General features: G+C 71.5%; 18 protein-coding genes. All 18 read right to left on the bottom strand.

Annotated elements, in window-relative coordinates:
- Positions 1-73: 73 nt before the first annotated feature.
- The 18 genes from ISG29_RS02975 to ISG29_RS02890 all read right to left on the bottom strand — a co-directional run bounded on the left by ISG29_RS02975 (position 74) and on the right by ISG29_RS02890 (position 18566).
- On the bottom strand, positions 74-592 hold the full coding sequence (locus ISG29_RS02975; protein ID WP_194501839.1) for a GNAT family N-acetyltransferase: 519 nt from the start codon (positions 590-592) through the stop codon (positions 74-76).
- On the bottom strand, positions 579-1514 hold the full coding sequence (locus tag ISG29_RS02970; RefSeq protein ID WP_194501838.1) for an RluA family pseudouridine synthase: 936 nt from the start codon (positions 1512-1514) through the stop codon (positions 579-581). Before ISG29_RS02970 ends, ISG29_RS02975 begins: the two co-directional genes overlap by 14 nt.
- Entirely contained in the window at positions 1511-2077 is a 567-nt protein-coding gene (gene lspA, locus ISG29_RS02965; RefSeq protein ID WP_194501837.1) for a signal peptidase II, read from the bottom strand. The genes ISG29_RS02970 and lspA overlap by 4 nt, the downstream gene beginning before the upstream one ends.
- The gene (locus tag ISG29_RS02960; RefSeq protein WP_194501836.1) at positions 2050-2868 is read right to left on the bottom strand and encodes a TraR/DksA family transcriptional regulator; all 819 of its coding nucleotides are present in this window, start codon (positions 2866-2868) and stop codon (positions 2050-2052) included. The genes lspA and ISG29_RS02960 overlap by 28 nt, the downstream gene beginning before the upstream one ends.
- Positions 2869-3079: 211 nt before the next feature.
- Positions 3080-3835: a DivIVA domain-containing protein gene (locus ISG29_RS02955; RefSeq protein ID WP_194501835.1), complete on the bottom strand. Its 756-nt coding sequence runs from the start codon at positions 3833-3835 to the stop codon at positions 3080-3082.
- Between the two features lie 137 nt (positions 3836-3972).
- Entirely contained in the window at positions 3973-4263 is a 291-nt protein-coding gene (locus ISG29_RS02950) for a YggT family protein (protein WP_194501834.1), read from the bottom strand.
- Positions 4264-4302: 39 nt separating this feature from the next.
- Positions 4303-4809, bottom strand: coding sequence for a cell division protein SepF (locus tag ISG29_RS02945; RefSeq protein WP_407940137.1), 507 nt, complete (start codon positions 4807-4809; stop codon positions 4303-4305).
- Between the two features lie 51 nt (positions 4810-4860).
- Positions 4861-5577: a YggS family pyridoxal phosphate-dependent enzyme gene (locus ISG29_RS02940; RefSeq protein WP_328827725.1), complete on the bottom strand. Its 717-nt coding sequence runs from the start codon at positions 5575-5577 to the stop codon at positions 4861-4863.
- Entirely contained in the window at positions 5574-6272 is a 699-nt protein-coding gene (locus ISG29_RS02935) for a polyphenol oxidase family protein (protein ID WP_194501831.1), read from the bottom strand. Before ISG29_RS02935 ends, ISG29_RS02940 begins: the two co-directional genes overlap by 4 nt.
- A gap of 4 nt (positions 6273-6276) precedes the next feature.
- Positions 6277-7509: a cell division protein FtsZ gene (ftsZ, locus tag ISG29_RS02930; protein WP_194501830.1), complete on the bottom strand. Its 1233-nt coding sequence runs from the start codon at positions 7507-7509 to the stop codon at positions 6277-6279.
- A gap of 341 nt (positions 7510-7850) precedes the next feature.
- Positions 7851-8606: a cell division protein FtsQ/DivIB gene (locus ISG29_RS02925; RefSeq protein WP_194501829.1), complete on the bottom strand. Its 756-nt coding sequence runs from the start codon at positions 8604-8606 to the stop codon at positions 7851-7853.
- Between the two features lie 5 nt (positions 8607-8611).
- Positions 8612-10051 carry a UDP-N-acetylmuramate--L-alanine ligase gene (gene murC, locus ISG29_RS02920; RefSeq protein WP_194501828.1) on the bottom strand — a complete coding sequence of 480 codons (1440 nt, stop codon included), beginning with the start codon at positions 10049-10051 and terminating at the stop codon, positions 8612-8614.
- Positions 10048-11127 (bottom strand): undecaprenyldiphospho-muramoylpentapeptide beta-N-acetylglucosaminyltransferase, encoded by a 1080-nt coding sequence (murG, locus tag ISG29_RS02915; RefSeq protein ID WP_194501827.1) that lies wholly within the window; start codon positions 11125-11127, stop codon positions 10048-10050. The genes murC and murG overlap by 4 nt, the downstream gene beginning before the upstream one ends.
- Positions 11128-11158: 31 nt before the next feature.
- Positions 11159-12442 (bottom strand): putative lipid II flippase FtsW, encoded by a 1284-nt coding sequence (ftsW, locus tag ISG29_RS02910; protein ID WP_328827721.1) that lies wholly within the window; start codon positions 12440-12442, stop codon positions 11159-11161.
- A 30-nt stretch (positions 12443-12472) separates the two neighbouring features.
- The gene (gene murD / locus ISG29_RS02905; protein WP_194501826.1) at positions 12473-13960 is read right to left on the bottom strand and encodes a UDP-N-acetylmuramoyl-L-alanine--D-glutamate ligase; all 1488 of its coding nucleotides are present in this window, start codon (positions 13958-13960) and stop codon (positions 12473-12475) included.
- Positions 13957-15042 carry a phospho-N-acetylmuramoyl-pentapeptide-transferase gene (gene mraY, locus ISG29_RS02900; protein ID WP_194501825.1) on the bottom strand — a complete coding sequence of 362 codons (1086 nt, stop codon included), beginning with the start codon at positions 15040-15042 and terminating at the stop codon, positions 13957-13959. The genes murD and mraY overlap by 4 nt, the downstream gene beginning before the upstream one ends.
- A 100-nt stretch (positions 15043-15142) precedes the next feature.
- On the bottom strand, positions 15143-16723 hold the full coding sequence (locus ISG29_RS02895) for a UDP-N-acetylmuramoyl-L-alanyl-D-glutamate--2,6-diaminopimelate ligase (RefSeq protein WP_328827718.1): 1581 nt from the start codon (positions 16721-16723) through the stop codon (positions 15143-15145).
- Between the two features lie 40 nt (positions 16724-16763).
- Positions 16764-18566, bottom strand: a complete 1803-nt coding sequence (locus tag ISG29_RS02890) for a peptidoglycan D,D-transpeptidase FtsI family protein (protein WP_194501824.1) — start codon at positions 18564-18566, stop codon at positions 16764-16766.

The following is an 18566-nucleotide window of genomic DNA, read 5'->3' as shown; positions in this document are numbered from 1 at the left end:
CCCGGCGATCATGGGGAAGGCGAGTAAGACTACGCGACCGATGAGGTCGAGCCTGCCATGGCGCACCGACAACTCAGTGCGTCGGGAGGCCGCCGGGGCACCACTCCATCCGGACGTCTGGAGCCCCCTCCTCGTTGTCGGAGCCGTCGGTGGTCTCGCGTTCGAGCAGGCCGTGCCACGCGTAGAAGGCACGCGCCACGGCGTTGGACTCGAAGACCCAGAGGCCGAACCCCCGTGGGCGCAGCCCCATGACCAGCGTCAGGAGCGCCGAGCCGACCCCGTGGCGCTGGCGGGCGGGGTCGACGTAGAGGTCGTCGAGCCAATCGCCCTCGACTCGCACGAAGCCCCGCAGTGCGCCGTCGGCGTCACGCGCGAGCCAGAGTTCGCGTCCGGAGACGTCGAGATCCCAGCCGCACACGTGAGCGCGCACGTCCTCTTCGGAGTGCACCAGCGGCGGCATCTGCGAGGCGGCGGCACGGGCCCGCAGGAACAGCTCGGCGACCGCGGGCAGATCCTCGGCCGTCGCTGGCGCGAGCAGTAGCCCGGCCTCCGGATCGAGATTCTTCGCTGCCCGGATCTCAGACGGCGTCACGGATGGTCTCGAGCGCCTCGGCCAGGTCGTCGGGATAGGTCGACTCGTAGCTGACCTGCTCCCCGCTGGCGGGGTGCTCGAAGCCCAGTTGCACCGCGTGCAGCCACTGCCGCTCGAGGCCGACCCGCCGGGCGAGCGCCGGGTCGGCGCCGTAGGTGAGGTCGCCGACGCAGGGGTGCTTGAGCGCGCTCATGTGCACCCGGATCTGATGCGTGCGCCCGGTTTCGAGGTGGATCTCGAGCAGACTGGCGAAGCGGTGGGCCTCCAGCGTCTCGTAGTGGGTGACCGAGGCCCGACCGTCGGCCATCACGGCGAACTTGTAGTCGGCCTTCGGGTGCCGACCGATCGGCGCGTCGACCGTGCCCTCGAGCGGGTCGGGGTGGCCCTGCACGAGGGCGTGGTAGGTCTTCTCGACCGTGCGGTGCCGGAAGGCGTCCTTGAGCACCGAGTAGGCGCGCTCGGACTTGGCGATCACCATGACGCCCGAGGTGCCGACGTCGAGACGCTGCACGATGCCCTGGCGCTCCGGCGCGCCGCTGGTGGCGATGCGGAACCCCGCGCCGGCCAGGTGCCCGACGACCGTCGGCCCGGACCAGCCCGGCGAGGGGTGCACGGCGACGCCGACGGGCTTGTCGATCACCACGATCGACTCGTCGTCGTGGATGACCTTGATGCCCTCGACGACCTCGGGAACCACCGCGAGGGCGTCGACCTCGCGTGGAATCGAGACCTCGACGAGCACGCCTGGCAGCACCCGGTCGGACTTGCCGACGCTGCCGCCGTCGACCGACACGAGCCCCTGGGCGATCAGGTCTGCCGCCCGCGTGCGAGAGAGGCCGAACATGCGGGCCATCGCGGCGTCGACGCGCTCGCCGGCCAGCCCATCGGGTACGAAGAGGCTGCGCTCTTCGGAGACGGTCATGCCTGCTCGCCCGGGTGCTCGACGTCGTCGCGGACCCGCGAGCCGTCCATCCGCAGACCCCGGAACGCGGCCACGAGGATCATGCCGGCCGCGACGTTGATGCACACGTCGGCGACGTTGAAGACGGGCCAGTTCGGCAGCATGAGGAAGTCGATGACATGACCGCGCCCGAAGGCGGGCTCCCGGACCAGCCGATCGGTGAGGTTGCCCGCCACCCCGGCCAGCAAGAAGCCCAGGGCCACGGCCCACCACCGGCTGCGCACACGCAGCGCCAAGCCCACCACCACGACGGCCGCGACCGCGGCCAGCACCGTGAAGATCCAGGTATGACCCGTGCCGGTGCTGAACGCCGCACCCGGGTTGGTCGTGAGGTGGAGCACCAAGATGTCGCCGACCAGCGGGACGTCGCCATCGGCCAACCGCTCCAAGGCCCCTTGCTTGGTGCCCTGGTCGATCGCGTAACCCACGACGGCCACGAGGGCCAGCAGGAGGCCGGTGCGCGCCGGCCGGGGCTGGGTGGGTTCGTGGTGGGCGGCTATCGCCTCTCCTCGTGCTGCTTGCATGTCATGCACAGTGTGGCACGTGGGAAGGCCATCAGCCGCAGCTTGCCGATCGGCTGACCGCAGTTCTCGCACTGACCGTAGGTGCCGTCGGCGATGCGCGCGAGAGCTCGGTCGATCTGCGCGAGCTTGTCGCGCTCGTTGTTGAGCACGCTCATCTCGTGGTCGCGCTCGAAGCTGCTGGCCCCCAGGTCGGCCTGGTCCTGACCGGCGCCGTCACCCGAGTCCCGCATCAGCCCGGAGAGCTCGTTCTCGTGCTCGGCCAAGATGGCTACGCTGTGGGAACGCTGCTCGTTGAGCTCGTCGAGCACCTCGTCGAGCTCGGCGGGGGTCCACGCGTCCTCACCTTCCTTGACGACGAGATCCTCGACGGGGGCGGGGGTGGACGGCGCTGTCGCCTTCTTCACGGCCTGGGGGACTCTCTGTGCGGAGGCTGTCGCCTCGTGGGGGGACGCCGCACTGGTGTGCTGCGTGATGGGCTCAGGTTGCTTCGTCGCGGCAGCCTTCGTCGCGGCCGCCTTCGTGGCCGGGGTCTTCTTCGCGGCCGTTTTCTTGGCCGGGGCCTTCTTCGCGGCCGCCTTCTTGGCCGGGGCCTTCTTCGCGGCCGTCTTCTTGGCCGGGGCCTTCTTCGCGGCCGTCTTCTTGGCGGGGGCCTTCTTGGCGGGGGCCTTCTTGGTCACCTTCTTGGCCGGGGCCTTCTTCGCCGCCTGCTCGACCCGGTCATCGCTCGACCGGGTTCCGAGCACGCGGCGTGCCGCCGAGACCGCCAGCGCTCGACCCGTCCCCAGCACCATGGTGTTCTCCCTCGTGGAGCCGCTCCCTGGCCCCTCAGACTCAAGGCGGGAGGCTAGTACCCGCCACCCGGACCGGCCAACCCCGTCGTCCACAACGGCGTGGCCCAGAGGGGTGAGCGGTTCGCTCACACAGCGAACGGTCGGCCCCGCACGCGGCGGGACCGACCGTTCGTCGTCGAGAGTTCTGACTCGCGCGAGCTGCTGGGAGGGCTCAGCCCTCTTCGTCGCCCAGAACCGAACGCAATCGCTTCGGGCCGGGCGCGTCGCCACTCTCGGTGGACTCCTCGCCATTGTCGAGGGACTGCAGCTGCTGGGCGAAGTAGCTCTTCAGACGCGAGCGGTACTCGCGCTCGAACGAGCGGAGGTTCTCGACCTCACCGGCCAACTTGTCGCGATCGCGCTCGAGGTCGCCGAACATCTGCTGACGGCGCTCAGCGGTCTCACTGTCGAGCATCTGGGCCCGGGTCCGCGCGTCGGACTCGAGCTTGTCGGCCTTCTGCTGGGACTCGGTACCGAGGCGCTCGGCCTTCGTGCGGGCCTCGCCGATGATCTTGTCGGCGTCGTTCTTGGCCTCCTCGACGAGCTCGTCGGCGTTGCGCGTCGCGATCTCGAGCAGACGGGCGGCCGCGTTGGACGCCTCGGGCACGGTCTCGACGCGGATCGTCTCGACCCCACCGCTGGCCGCCGGCTTCTCGAAGGTGGCCGGCGCGGGTGCCGGCTCTGGCTCGGGTTCCGGCTCCGGGGCAGGAGCGGGCTCCGGCGTCACGGCCACGGCCTGGGTGGCCGCAGGGTCGTCCCCCTGGGCCGACGACACCCGGGAGCGGAGCTCCTCGTTCTCCTTCGTGAGACGGGCGAGCTCGGCCTCCACCTCATCGAGGAACTGGTCGACCTCCCCCATGTCGTATCCCTCACGGAGCCGGACGGGAGTGAAACGCTTGTTGCTCACGTCCTCGGGCGTCAGCGGCATGACCTCACCCAATCGCTTTCATCTGGACTGTTCATGTGCACGGCGAAGAAACCTCGCCGCCTGGTCTCGGTCGAACAATAGCGCCCCGGCTGGGGCAGGTGGGACTCACGTGCCTGGCGTGCTGTCCCGGAGCACCCTCACAGCAGCAGTCTGTCGTTGAGCGCCTGGAGGAGGTAGGCGATGACGAACACCAAGATGAAGCTGATGTCGAGAGCGATGCTGCCCAGGCGTAGCGGCGGAATGAACCGTCGCAGCGCCTTGATCGGCGGATCGGTGACGGAGTACACGACCTCCAGCAGCACCAGCACCACGCCCGTGGGCCGCCAGTCACGTGCGAAGACCATCACCCAGTCGACGACGAAACGCACGAACATGAAGGCGATGAAGACGAACAGGACGTAGTGGATCACGAGGCCGACGATGTGCACGGTCTCAGTCTCCCCTAGCGCCGGAAATCGAGCAGGAGGTCAGCTCTGGTTGAAGAAGCCGCCCTCGATGAGGCGCTCCTTCTCCTCCGCCTCGACGACGACATCGGCGGGCGAGAGCAAGAACACCTTCTGGGTGACCCGCTCGATGCTGCCGCGCGTCGCGAACACCAGACCCGCGGCGAAGTCGACCAGACGCTTGGCGTCGGAGTCGTCCATGTCGGAGAGGTTCATGATGACGGGCGTGCCGTCTCGAAACTCCTCACCGACGATGCGGGCCTCGTTGTAGGTGCGTGGGTGCAGGGTCGTGATGCGCGACATGGTGGCCACCACCGGGGTCGGGCCGGCGGCCGGACGGCGTCGCTCGGCGAGATCGGACACGGAGGCGCCAGCGGTCGCGGCGTGGGGCGAACGCGCCGCCACGGCGCGGGTCTGCCCGGTGCGGGTGGTGTCGGCGCTGTCGCCGGCGTACTCGTCGTAGGGGTCGTCGTAGCGGCCGGTGTCCTCGACGAGGCCGAGGTACTCCCCGAACCTGCGCAGCGTGCTCATGACCATGACCTCCGAAAAAGTTGCGCCCGCGGGCGGGCGTTGATGGTGACGTTAGTGGACAGGCGGCCTCGGACCGAGGATTGCCGAGCCGACACGCACGTGTGTCGTCCCGGCCGCCACGGCCTCCTCGAGATCGCCGCTCATCCCGGCCGAGAGCCGGGTGGCCGCAGGGTGTCGTGACACGAGCAGCTCACGGTGCTCGCGGAGCCGGGCGAACGCATCGGCGGGGTTCTCCCCCAGCGGCGCGACGGCCATGATGCCGGCCAGCTCGAGGTGCTCGGCCTGCGCCACGCGGTCGGCCAGGCCCAGCAGCTCGGCCGGGTCGACCCCGGAGCGGTGCTCGGCGTCGGGGCCGTCGAGACTGACCTGCACCAGGATCTCCAGCGCGTGACCCCGCTCGGCGGCGGCGCGGTCGAGTCGGGGCACCAGCTTGGCGCGATCGACCGACTCCACCACGTCGGCGTAGCCGGCCACGGCGGTGGCCTTGTTCGACTGGAGACCGCCCACGAAGTGCCAGCGCAGACCGAGGTCGGCGCACTCGGCCGCCTTGGCCTCGGCCTCCTGGTGCCGGTTCTCGGCGACGTCGGTGACCCCGAGGCCGGCCAGCAACCGCACGTCGCTGGCCGGGAAGTACTTGGTGACGACCACGAGCCCCACCTCGCTGGGCTCACGAGCGGACTCGGCACAGGCGCGTTCGATGCGCGCCCGCACGGTCTCAAGCCCCGACCGCAGCTCCTGCTCGCGCCCCGGCGCAGACGTCGCGCTCACGTCGTCCACACCAGACCTGCGAGGCGGCCGGCGTCGGCGCCGTCGCGGCGGTAGGAGTGCAAGGTGTCGTGCTCGAGGGTGCACAGCCCGACCTCCGTCGGCGCGATGCCCTCGGCGGCCAGCTGCGCACGCACCCCGGCACCGAGATCGAGCGCCGGCGTGCCCCAGCTGGTCTCGGCCCACGTCTCGGGGACGACGGCGGCGACCTCGGCGCGCATCTGCTCGGGCACCTCGTAACACCGGCCGCACACGTGCGGGCCGACCCAGGCCGCGATGCGCTCGGCGCCCTGGTCGCGCATCTGCCGCACCACCCGGGTCACCACACCCAGCGTGACGCCGTGACGTCCGGCGTGGGCGACGCCGAGCACGAGGCGGTCGACGTCGGCGAGGAGCACCGGCACGCAGTCGGCGACGCGCACCATGAGCCCCAGCCCCGGCGTGGTCGTGACGATGCCGTCGGCGGTCTCGACGACGTCGGTAGGCGCCGGGCCGGGCTCGGTCGCGAGCAGCACGTCGTCGCCGTGCACCTGGTTGACCCGCGCGAAGCGCACCCCGCACACCTGCTCCAGGCGCGGCAGCTCGTCGGCGAAGGCCGGCCGCAGGCCCTGGAGGTCGATGGAGGAATCGGTGAAGGCGACGTCGACCCGCACACCGGGGTCGACGCCGCCTTCACGATGGTCGCGGAAGCAGAACAAGCGACTACTTCAAGAAGTCGGGCACGTCGAGGTCGTCGTCGTCGAACTCGACCTGGCGCGGGGCCGGCTTCTCCTGGCGGGGCACCAGGGGGTTGGTGCGCTCGGTCGGCTGACCCGCCCGGGCGGGGGCCGGAGTGGCAGGCTGCTGGGCCGGGGCACCGGCGGCCGAGCCGGACGGCGCGGGCTGGTCGGTGCGGCGGGCCGAGGCGGCGGCCACGGCGGCGCGGGTCTCGGCCTGCGTCTGCTGCGGCTCGCGGCGCAGCACGGTGCCCTCGTCGCGGCGCTTGGGCGTGCCACCGTCGAAGCCCGCGGCGATGACCGTGACGCGCACCTCGTCGCCCAGGGCGTCGTCGATGGTGGCACCGAAGATGATGTTGGCATCGGGGTGCACCGCGTCGGCCACCAGCGCGGCCGCCTCGTTGATCTCGAAGAGGCCGAGATCGGAGCCGCCGGCGATGGAGAGCAGCACGCCGTGGGCACCCTCGATGCTCGCCTCGAGCAGCGGCGAGGAGACCGCCATCTCGGACGCGGCGACGGCGCGGTCCTCGCCGCGGGCCGAGCCGATGCCCATGAGCGCCGAGCCGGCGTTGGCCATGACCGACTTGACGTCGGCGAAGTCGAGGTTGATCAGCCCGGGCGTGGTGATGAGGTCGGTGATGCCGGAGACGCCCTGGAGCAGCACCTGGTCGGCCTGCTTGAACGCGTCGAGCACCGAGACGTTGCGGTCGCTGATCGAGAGGAGCCGGTCGTTCGGGATGACGATGAGGGTGTCGACCTCCTCGCGCAGCGCCGCGATGCCCTCCTCGGCGGAGTTCGCGCGGCGGCGTCCCTCGAAGGCGAAGGGACGGGTGACGACACCGATGGTCAGCGCACCGAGCGAACGGGCGATGCGGGCCACGACCGGCGCACCGCCGGTGCCCGTGCCGCCACCCTCGCCTGCGGTGACGAAGACCATGTCGGCGCCCTTGAGCACCTCCTCGATCTCATCGGCGTGGTCCTCGGCCGCCTGACCACCCACATCGGGGTTCGCGCCGGCGCCGAGACCGCGGGTCAGCTCGCGACCGATGTCGAGCTTGACGTCGGCGTCGCTCATGAGCAGCGCCTGGGCGTCGGTGTTGATGGCGATGAACTCGACGCCCTTGAGTCCGACCTCGATCATCCGGTTGACGGCGTTGACGCCGCCTCCGCCGATGCCGACCACCTTGATGATGGCCAGGTAGTTCTGCGCTGCTCCCACGGCTCTCGCCCCTTGCTTCCTCGACTGTGCCCGATGTGGCCCGCTGTGGACCCCGTGCTGGTGTGCTGCTCTTGCCTCTGCGCTGGTTCGCCGAGTCTCAACCCTGACCCTCAGCCTGAGGGTTATAGTTATGTCAACCTCGTCGTGGTCACGACAGTAGGGAGCAGCCACCCCCGGATCGCGCAGACACGCCGACCCGCCCCGTGTTTGCAGGTGACCCGTCGCCAGTTTTCGAATGACCTGCCACGAGTTTCGGGGCAGCGACCCTTCGCGGGACGATTCGCGACCCCTCGCGGGACGATTCGCGACCCCTCGCGGGACGATTCGCGACCCCTCGCGGGTCAGCGGGTGGTGGGGCGGGAGGGGACGGAGACGTCGTAGACCTGGGCCTGCTGGTCGAGCAGCACGCTGAGGACCTCGGCCTTCTGAGCCGAGTTCTCATCGCTCCCCCACTCCACGGTCCGCCCGTCGCGCAGAGCCAGGGAGATCTCGTCGACGGACCTCACCGACACGTGGTCGACGCGGGCGAGCAGGTCATCGGGCAGCGCCGCGACCACTCCCGCGCCCTCACGCAGCGCATCGCTCGTGATGCCGGACGGCGCGAGCAGCGTGGGCAGCTCTGGTGGCGCGGTCTTGTAGTCGCGGTACACGACGCCGTCGGCGTCGATGCCGCGCAGGCGACCGTCCATGGCAATGATCGCCACGGCCTGCCGCTCGGTGACGTCGATGCTGACGCCGTGCGGCCACGAGCGGGTCACATCGGCGGACTCCACCCCCACCAGCGAACGCACCCGGGTGGCGATCGCGTCGACGTCGAGGCGGGCCAGCGGGGTGCCCAACGGCACGTCGGCGGAGGCGAGCACCTGCTGCTCGGTCAACTGGGAGAGGCCGTCGACCTCGACCTCGTCGGCGGCGAGCCACGGCGAGAACCACAACGCGTAGGCGCCGAGCACGAGCAGCCCGGCCACCAGCAGCGCGACGAGCACCTTGCGCCAGCCCAGCCAGCGACGGGCCCATCGGCGGCGGGCGAAGGCGCGGCGGGTGCGCTCCTCCGGGGTCGCGCGGGGGCGCTCGCGGGTGGCGGTGCTCGAGCTCATGACGATCAGTCCTCCAGCAGGTCGAGCAGTCGGGGGCCGAGGGTGGTGACGTCTCCGGCCCCGAGGGTCAGCACGAGGTCGCCGGGGCGGGCACGTCGCACCAGCTCGGAGGCCGCGTCGTCGAGACCGGCCACGAACGCCACCGCGCCGTCCGGAAGGGGCACGGCGTCGGCCACCAGGGCACCGGTGACAGCGGGGTCGGGATCCTCGCGGGCGACGTAGACGTCGAGCACGACGACCTCGTCGGCCGCGCCGAGCGCGGCACCCATTTGCGCGCCGAACAACCGCGTGCGTGAGACCAGGTGCGGCTGGAAGGCGACCAGCACTCGACCTTCGCCGGCCAGGGAGCGAGCAGCCTCGAGGTCGCCGGCGATCTCGGCGGGCTGGTGGGCGTAGGAGTCGTAGACGCCGACGCCGGCCGCCTCGCCCTTGCGCTCCATGCGGCGTCCGGTGCCGGTGAAGGACTCCAGGCCGGCCACGAGGTCGCCGAACGGGTGGCCCAACCGCAGTCCGGCACCCAGCGCGGCGAGGGCATCGAGAACGTAGTGCCGGCCGGGCACCGCCAGCCGCACCCGCCCGAGCTCGACGACTCCCTCGGGCGTCGCCTGATGCACCGTGAAGGTCGACGTCGACCCCTCGAGCAGCACGTCGGCCGCGAGCAGGTCGCACCCCTCGCCGAGCCCGACCCGGACCACCTCTCGTCCGCTCGCCTCGGCATGGTCGGCCAGCGCGGCGCCGCCCTCGTCGTCGGTTCCGACGACGAGCAGCCCGCCCTCGCTGCCCGCGGGCATGGTGTCGACGAAGTCGACGAAGGCGGCGCGGTAGGCCTCGACGCTGCCCCACTGGTCGAGGTGGTCGGCGCCCACGTTGGTGACGATCGCGACATCGGGTCGGTAGTGCAGGAAGGCGCCGTCGGATTCGTCTGCCTCCGCCACGAACAGTGGCCCGGCACCGGCGTCGGCGTTGCGGCCGGTCGCGCCGAGCAGGCCGCCCACGGCGTAGGTCGGGTCGGCGCCACAGGCGAGCAGGGCGCAGGTGAGCATCGAGGTCGTGGTGGTCTTGCCATGGGTGCCCGCGACGGCGACCACGCGGCGTCCGGCCATCACCGAGGCCAACCCCGCGGAGCGCGGGTAGAGCCGCACTCCCCGCGCCCGGGCGGCGAGCACCTCGGGGTTGTCCTCGCGTGCCGCGGTGGTCACGACCAGGGTGTCGTCAGGGCCGAGCCCGGCCACGTGCTCGGCGGCGTAGCCGTGGAAGAGCCGCACCCCCGCCTCGCGCAGAGCGGGCAGGAACGGGGTGTCGGCGTCGTCGCTGCCGCTGACACTCAGCCCGCGAGCAGCCATGATGCGGGCGATCGCCGACAGCCCGGCTCCCCCGACGCCGACGAAGTGCACCCGGCCGAGACGGTCGGCGGGCAGGATCTCGTCGGGCACGGGCAGCCTCATCGGCCGGCTCCCACGCACTCGAGCACGATGCGCGCGAGCTTCTCGTCGCCGTCGCGCGGCACCATCGCCTGCGCTGCGGCGCTCATGGCGGCCAGCCGTGGGGCGTCGGTGACCAACGAGACGACGTGCTCGGCAACCCATCGGGGCGTGAGGGCGGCGTCGTCGACCAGGAGCGCTCCCCCGGCGTCGACCACGGGCTTGGCGTTGAGCGCCTGTTCGCCGTTTCCGATGGGCAGTGGGACGAACACCGCGGGCAGGCCGGTGGCGGCCGCCTCGGTGACGCTGTTGGCGCCCGAGCGGCACACGGTGAGATCGGCGGCTGCGAGCGCGAGGTCCATCCGGTCACAGAAGTCGAGGACGACGTACGGCACGGTCGTCGGGCCGGGCTGGGCGCCGCCGTGCTTGCCCTGGATGTGCAGCACCTGCACCCCGGCGTCCGAGAGCATCGTGGCAGCCCCGCTCACGGCGCGGTTGAGGCTGGCCGCGCCCTGCGAGCCCCCCGTGACCATCACGGTCGGCAGGTCGGGATCGAGGCCGAAGAAGCTGCGCGCCTCGGCGCGACGGGCCGCCCGGTCGAGGCCGGAGATCATCGGGCGCAGCGGCAGGCCGACGTACTCGGCTCGCGGCAGTGGGGTCTGGGGGATGCTCGTGCAGACCCGCGTGGCCACCCGCGCGCCGAGCTTGTTGGCCACGCCGGGCAGCGCGTTCTGCTCGTGCACGACGATGGGCAGTCTGCGTCGCCGCGCAGCGAGGTAGGCCGGTACCGAGACGTACCCGCCGTAGCCCACCACCACGTCGGGGCGCACCTTGTCGAGCACGTCGTTGGTGGCGCGCACGGCGCCGCGCAAGCGCCCGGGCACGCGCAGCAGGTCGGCGCCGGGCTTGCGCGGCAAAGGCACCGGCGGCACCAGTTCGAGGGGGTAGCCGGCCGCGGGCACCACGGTGTTCTCGAGGCCGCGGGGCGTGCCCAAGCAGGTGATCTCGACGTCGGGATCGAGGCGACGCAGCGCGTCGGCGGTCGCCAGCAGCGGCGAGGTGTGCCCGGCGGTGCCACCGCCGGCGAGGAGGATGCGCATCGGATCCGAATCTAGTGCTGAGCGCACCCGCTCAGCGGCGTCGACCCGCCGACACCCCGGCCACGGGGCGACGGCGCGCCGCCAGCGCGCGGGCGGCCTCCGGCTCACGGCGGGCGAACCCGATGAGCAGGCCCAGGGCGACCAGGGAGGGCAGCAGCGAGGAGCCGCCGTAGGAGACGAGCGGCAGCGGGATGCCGATGACGGGCAGCAGCGCCAGCACCATGCCGACGTTGATGATCATCTGGCCCAGCAGCCAGACCACGATGCCGAAGGTCGCGTAGCGCACGAACGGCGACTCGGTCTGACGCGCCACCCGCAATGCCGCGTAGGCGATGGTGAGGAAGAGCCCGATGACCAGCAGCGTGCCGACGAGGCCGAGCTCCTCGCCGAGCACGGCGAAGATGAAGTCGGTGTGGGCCTCGGGCAGGTCGCCCCACTTCTGCTGCGAGGCGCCGATGCCCTGGCCGAACCAGCCTCCGGTCGAGAGCGCGTAGAGGCCGTGTGCGGGCTGCCAGCCGGCGTTGTGGAAGTCGCTGAAGGGGTCGGTGAAGGTGGTCAGGCGGGCCATGCGGGTCGGGCTGATGAGTGCGAGCGCACCGGCGACGGCCGAGACCGCGATCAGGCTGGCGGCGAAGAACCGCCAGGGCGCGCCGACGACCCACAGCATGCCCATGAGGATGCCGCCGAAGACGAGCGCCGTGCCCAGGTCGCGCCCGGCCAGCACGAGCCCGGTGGCCAGCAGCATGCCCGGCACCACCGGCACGATGATCTGGTGGAGGCTGTCGAGCCGGCGTTCCTTGTTGGCGTAGACGTGCGCCGCCCAGAGCACCAGGGCGAGCTTGGCAACCTCCGCGGGCTGGATCGAGAAGCCGCCGACGCCGAGCCAGTTCTTGTTGCCGCCCACCTCGTGGCCCAGGAAGATCGTGGCCGTGAGGAGCACGAGGCTGATGCCGTAGGCGGGCAGCGTCAGCCGGCGTACGAACGTGATCGAGACCCGGCTGGCGAGGTAGGCCACCGGCAGGCCGAGGCACATCCACATCAGCTGGCGCTTGACCACCGCATAGGAGTCGCCGTCGTTGACGCGGTAGGAGTACACGCTCGAGGCACTGAGCACCATGATCAGGCCGATGGTGAGCAGCAGCGCCGAGGCGCCCAGCAGCAGGTAGTACGACGTGAGCGGCCGGTCGAGAGCAGCCCGCCAGGAGGCCGTGGTCGTGCGGTACCGGCCGACCGGGTCGCCGAGGCGCCGGTGCAACGCACCGCGGACCCGATCGGGCAGTGGCAGCGCCTGGGTCTCGTCGATGGTCGAGGTCACCTGCTACCTGCCTCCTGCTGGCCGGGGAAGTCAGCCTCCGGTGTGGGTCCGGACTGCTGCGGCGAACGCGTCGCCGCGAGCGCCGTAGTCGGTGAACATGTCCATGGACGCGCAACCCGGGGCCAGCAGCACCGTGTCGCCCGGCTGGGCGACCGAGGCTGCCGCCTCGACCACACGACCCATCGGGCCATGCTCTCCAGTCACACCAGTCTCATCGGTCACAGGCCGGATCACCGGCACATCCGGCGCGTGTCGGGCCAACGCCTCGGCGATCACGTCGGCGTCGCGCCCGATGAGGACGACGGCACGCAGCCGCCCGCGGACGGCTGCGACGAGTTCCTCGAACCGGGCGCCCTTGGCCAGCCCCCCGGCCACCCACACCACCGGGTCGTAGGCGCGCAGCGACGACATCGCCGCATGCGGGTTGGTGGCCTTGGAGTCGTCGACCCAGGTGATGCCCTGGTGCTCGGCGACGACGCTGATGCGGTGGCCGCCGAGGGTGAAGGTGCGCAGACCGTCGCGCACGGCCGCCTGCGAGACGCCGTGCGAACGGGCCAGCGCGGCGGCCGCCAGCGCGTTCGCCACCACGTGCGGCGCCTGGCTGGGCAGATCCTCGAGCGTGCACAGCTCCGCCGCGCTGGTCTTGCGCTCCTCGATGAAGGCCCGGTCGACCAGGATCTCCTCGACCAGGCCGAGCATGCCGACGTCGGGCATGCCGAGGGTGAACCCGACGGCCCGCGCGCCCTCGATCACGTCGGCCTCGCGCACCAGCCGTTCGGTCTCGGGGTCGGCCACGTTGTAGATGCAGGCGCGCTGCGCGCGCTCGTAGATGCGGCCCTTGTCGGCGGCGTAGGCGCCCATCGCGGCCGGCCCCGACCCGTACCAGTCGAGGTGATCCTCGGCGAGGTTGAGCACGGCCGCCGACTCCGCCGACATCGAGTGCGTGTAGTGCAGTTGGAAGCTGGAGAGCTCGACCGCGATCACGTCGTAGGGCAGGGGGTCCATCACGGCCTCGACCAGCGGAAGACCCACGTTGCCGGCCGCCACGGCGCGCAGGCCGGCGGTGCGGGCGATGTGCTCGAGCATCTGCACCGTCGTGGTCTTGCCGTTGGTGCCCGTGACCGCGAGCCACGGAGCGGCCTGCTCGGGGTGTCGCAGGCGCCAGGCCAGCTCGACCTCGCCCCACACCGGGATGCCCCGAGCGGCGGCCTGCGCGAGCAGGGGCGCCTCGGGGCGCCACCCGGGCGAGGTGATGACGACGTCGACGTCGTCGGGCAGCGTCGCGGTGGCGCCCTCCCCCAGACGCACCGTGGCGCCGAGGATCTCCAGCAGTTGCGCCTTCTCGCTGCGCTCGACCGGCCCGGCGTCGGCCGACGACTCATCGAGCGCGGTGACCTGCGCGCCGAGGTGGGTCAGGTTGTCGGCGGCCGCGAAGCCGGAGACGCCGAACCCGGCCACGACGGCGCGCACACCGTCCCAGGAGTCGGTCTGGCCCAGGGCGCTCGGATCGCGACTCATGTGCCCGCGACCCACTCGGCGTAGAAGATGCCGAGACCGCCGGCGACGCAGAGGCCGCAGAGGATCCAGAACCGGATCACCATGGTGACCTCGCCCCAGGCCATGTCGAAGGTGTGGTGGATCGGGGTCATCCGGAACAGCCGCCTGGGGCTGCCGAAGACCCGCCGCGAGATCTTGAACCAGCTCACCTGGAGCATCACCGAGACCGTCTCCATGACGAAGACGCCGCCGAGGATGATGAGCAGCAGCTCGGTGCGGGTGAGAATCGCGAACCCGGCCAGCGCAGCGCCGAGGGCCAGCGAGCCGGTGTCGCCCATGAAGATCTGGGCCGGCGAGGCGTTCCACCACAAGAAGCCGAAGCAGGCTCCGGTGATGGCGGCCGCGAGCACGGCCAGGTCGAGCGGGTCGCGCACCTCGTAGCACTTGCCGTAGGAGATGTCGGCCTGCCCGCACCACTGGTTGTTCTGCCAGATGTTCACGATCGTGTAGGCGCCGAAGACCATCACGCTCGAGCCGACGAGCAGACCGTCGGCCCCGTCGTTGAGGTTGGTGGCGTTGCTGGTGGCGATGACCATGAGCAGGATCAGGCCCAGCGCCAGCAGGACCGGCAGCGAGATGCGCAGGTCGCGGATGAACGAGATCGCCTGGGACGCCGGCCGCTGGCCGCGGTCGTCTTCGAGCGCGCCGCTGAGCGCGAGTACCCCGAACGCGAGACCGACGATGGTCTGCCCGACGATCTTGGCCTTGCTGCGCAGGCCCAGGCTGCGTTGCTTGTAGATCTTGATGAAGTCATCGAGGAACCCGACCATGCCGGTGCCGACGAAGAGCAGCAGGAGCAGCCACGCCGACGCACTCGGCGGAGAGACCGTGATCGCCTTGGCCGCGAAGTAGCCCACGACAGCCGCGACGATGATGACCGTGCCGCCCATGGTGGGGGTGCCGCGCTTGACGTGGTGGCTGGTCGGGCCGTCGTCGCGGACCTCCTGGCCGTACCCCATCTTGGTGAACTGGCGGATGGCGTAGCGGGTGCCGATCAGCGAGATGAGCAGCGCGAAGCCGCCTGCCAGCAAGATGGCCCTCACCGGTCCGCCTTCCGAGGTGTCGAGATCACGAGTGGTGCGTTCTGATTGTGGCCCACGGCGGGCCGCGGAGCGTGCTCCCCTCCCCGGGGCGTGGCGCGCCTCACCCGTCGCTCCTGCTCGCCCGCCTGCGCAGCTCGACCCGGGCAACCTCGCGGTCGTCGAACGGGTGCACCACCTCGCCCACCTGCTGCCCGGTCTCGTGGCCCTTGCCCGCGATGAGCACGATGTCGCCAGTGGCGGCCAGGGCCAGGGCCAGGGCGATCGCCTGGCGCCGGTCACCCACCTCGCGCACGTCGGCGCGCTGGCTGTCGTCGACGCCGCGGGCGCCGGCGAGCACGGCGGCTCGGATGCCGGCGGGATCCTCGGTGCGGGGGTTGTCGTCGGTCACGACGAGCACGTCGGCCAGCCGACCGGCGATCTCGCCCATGACCGGGCGCTTGCCCTTGTCGCGGTCGCCGCCGGCTCCGAGCACCACGATCAGGCGACCCTCGGTGAGCGGGCGCAGGGCGCCGATCGCGGCCTCGACCGCGTCGGGCTTGTGGGCGTAGTCGACGACCACCTCGAAGTCCTGGCCCTCGTGCACGCTCTCGAGGCGCCCGGGCACACCGGGCATCGTGGCGATGCCGGCGGCCACCGCGGCGGCATCGAGCCCCGCCTCCCCCGCCGAGGCCGCGGCGGCCAGCGCGTTGGAGACGTTGAACGACCCGGCCAGGGGCACCCCCGCCTCGGCCGTCAGTGCGTCCGGTCCGTGCAGCGTGAAGTCGGTGCGACTGGGTGCGGGGCGTACCTGCTCGACCCACCAGTCGGCGTCGTGGTCGGCGAGGGCGCCGGCAAGGGAGAACGTGGTCAGCGGCAGGTCGGTCTCACGCGCCAGTCGGCGTCCGTGCTCGTCGTCGAGGTTGACCAGCGCCCGCCTCGCCCGACGCGAGGTGAACAGGGAGGCCTTGGCGGCGTAGTACTCCTCGACGGTCTCGTGGAAGTCGAGGTGGTCGCGGCCCAGGTTGAGGAAGCAGGCGAGGTCGAACACGACCCCGTCGACGCGGCCGAGCACCAGGGCGTGGCTGGAGACCTCCATGGCGCAGGCCTGCACACCTTGCTCGACCATGACGGCGAACAGCGCCTGGAGGTCCGGGGCCTCGGGCGTCGTGAGGGCCGTCTCGACGTCGACTCCGGCGATGCGGGTGCCGACGGTGCCCACCACGGCGCTGGCGATACCCGCCGCCGCGAGCCCGCCCTCGAGCAGCCTGGTCGTGGTCGTCTTGCCCTGGGTTCCGGTGACGCCGATGGTGGTCAGCCGCGTCGCGGGGTGGCCGTAGACCTCGGCGCTCAGGGCACCGAGCAGGCGCCGTGGACCCTCCACCACCAAGGCCGGCACGCCGCTGGGCAGCCGGGCCGCGCCCGCCGGATCCGTGAACACCGCCACCGCCCCCGACGCCAGCGCCTGGTCGGCGAAGTCGGCGCCGTGCGCCCGCGCCCCCGGCAGCGCCGCGTACAGGTCGCCGGGGCGCACCCGCCGGGTGCTCAGCGTGACTCCCGTGACGCGGGGTCCGGCGTCGTCGGAGGGCTCGAACCCGACCGCCTGCGCGGTGCGATCGCGTTCCAGCAGCCACCCGGCGAACCTCCCCAGGGGGGTCACGGACGGGTGTTCGGGACGGGTGTCGATGCGGCGTGTCGAGTTCACGGTGGCCGTCACCCTAGTGCGCCGCTCGCTCGGGCGGCGATCACCACTCGACGGGCAGCGTGGAGGGCTTCGTGTCGGTCGGCGGGACGCCGTAGCGACGCAGCGCGTAGGACATGATCTTCGAGAACGCCGGACCTCCGACGGAGCCACCGCCACCACCGTTGCGCGGGTTCTGCACCACGACGTACACGGTGAAACGGGGGTCGTCGGTGGGGGCGAATCCGGCGAACGACACCGTGAACGTGCCGTCGTAGCAGCCGCAGTCGCTGTTGGCGCGCTGGGCGGTGCCGGTCTTGCCGGCCACGCGGTAGCCGGGCACCTGGGCCGAGGGAGCCACGCCCGCCTCCGGGTCGACCACCCGCTCCATCATCATCGCGGTCTGGTGCGCCGCCTTCGGGCTCACCACCCTCGTGCGCTGCGCGACGTCGGTACCCACCACCTGGCCGTCGGTCGTCGTCGCGCGGCCCTCGATCAGGCTCGGATCGATGCGCTCGCCGCCGTTGGCGATGGTGTTGATGGCCGCTGCCATCTGGAGCGCGTTCACCGACACCGACTGGCCGAAGTCGATGCGGTCCTCGAGCCCCTGCGTCCACTGGCTGGCCGGCGGCAGGATGCCGCGCGACTCACCGCGCACACCGACGTTCGTCGTCTGCCCCAGGCCGAACGACGTGAGGTAGCGGTGCAACTGGTCGGGGCCCATCCGGTTGCCGGCGAGCACCGTGCCGATGTTGGAGGACTTCGCCAGGGCGCCCGCCACGGTCAGGTGGATCGTCCCGTGATCGAACCAGTCGCCGATGGTGTGGCCGTCGTTGCTGTCGAGTTCGCTGGGCACGGTGAGCTTGGTGCGTGGCGTGACCTTGCCGGCGTCGAGCAGGCTGGCGAAGGTGAGCACCTTCTCGACCGAGCCCGGCTCGTAGGGCTCCTGCATCGACCGCGTGCCGAGGTCGTCTGGCGAGGACTCGGTGGGTGCGTTGGAGTCGAAGGTGGGGTCGTCGGCCAGGGCGAGCACCTCGCCCGTGCGACTGTCCAGCACGATCGCCGTGCCCGAGTCACCTCCCGCGGCGTCCACCGTCTGCCGCAGCACCCGCTGGGTGTACCACTGGAGCTGGCGGTCGATGGTGGTGTGCAGGTCCGAGCCGTCGGTCGGCTCGACGATCGTGTTGTCACCCAGGGGCAGCTTCTGACCGCCGGCCACGGAGTAGCGCGCCGAGCCGTCGGTGCCGGAGAGCAGCTGGTTGAACGAGAGCTCGAAGCCGCCGCCGGCCGCCGGGTTGGGCGTGCCATCGGGCAGCGGGGTGCCGAGGTAGCCGATGAGGTTGGCCGCGACGTCGCCCGCGGGGTACTCGCGGATGGGGTCGCGTTGCGTGGTGAGTCCGTCGTAGCCGAGCTGGTCGGCGCGTGCCACCACGGCCGTCGCCTTGGCGGCGGGCACCTCACGGGCGATGTATTGGAACTGGGTGTCGGTGCGACGCAGCCGCGTCAGCGTCGTGAAGTAGTCGACGCCGAGCTTGGTCGAGAGGAACTTCGCCAGGTCCGGCGCCCGGTCGACCTCGTTGCCGTCCTTGTCGGTGTTCACCAGTGCCGGGTCGGCGATGACCATCAGCCCGTCGGCCGACTCGGCCAGCGGCTCACCGTTGCGGTCGAGGATCTCACCGCGCTGCGCGGGGAGCACGACATCGACGCTGCCCTCGGCCGCCGCCATCGCGGCGTAGGAGTCGGGGTCGAGTCCTTGGAGTTGGACCAGACGCGCGCCGAAGACCGACAGGGCGAAGGCGATCAGCACGAAGCCGATGCGCAGACGCATCTGCGGTGCGCCGCGTCGGGGTGCTCTCGCTCGGGGCAT

The organism is Nocardioides acrostichi, from assembly GCF_015319165.1.
Taxonomy (GTDB): domain Bacteria; phylum Actinomycetota; class Actinomycetes; order Propionibacteriales; family Nocardioidaceae; genus Nocardioides; species Nocardioides acrostichi.
This window is presented reverse-complemented; position numbering and strand designations above follow the sequence as displayed.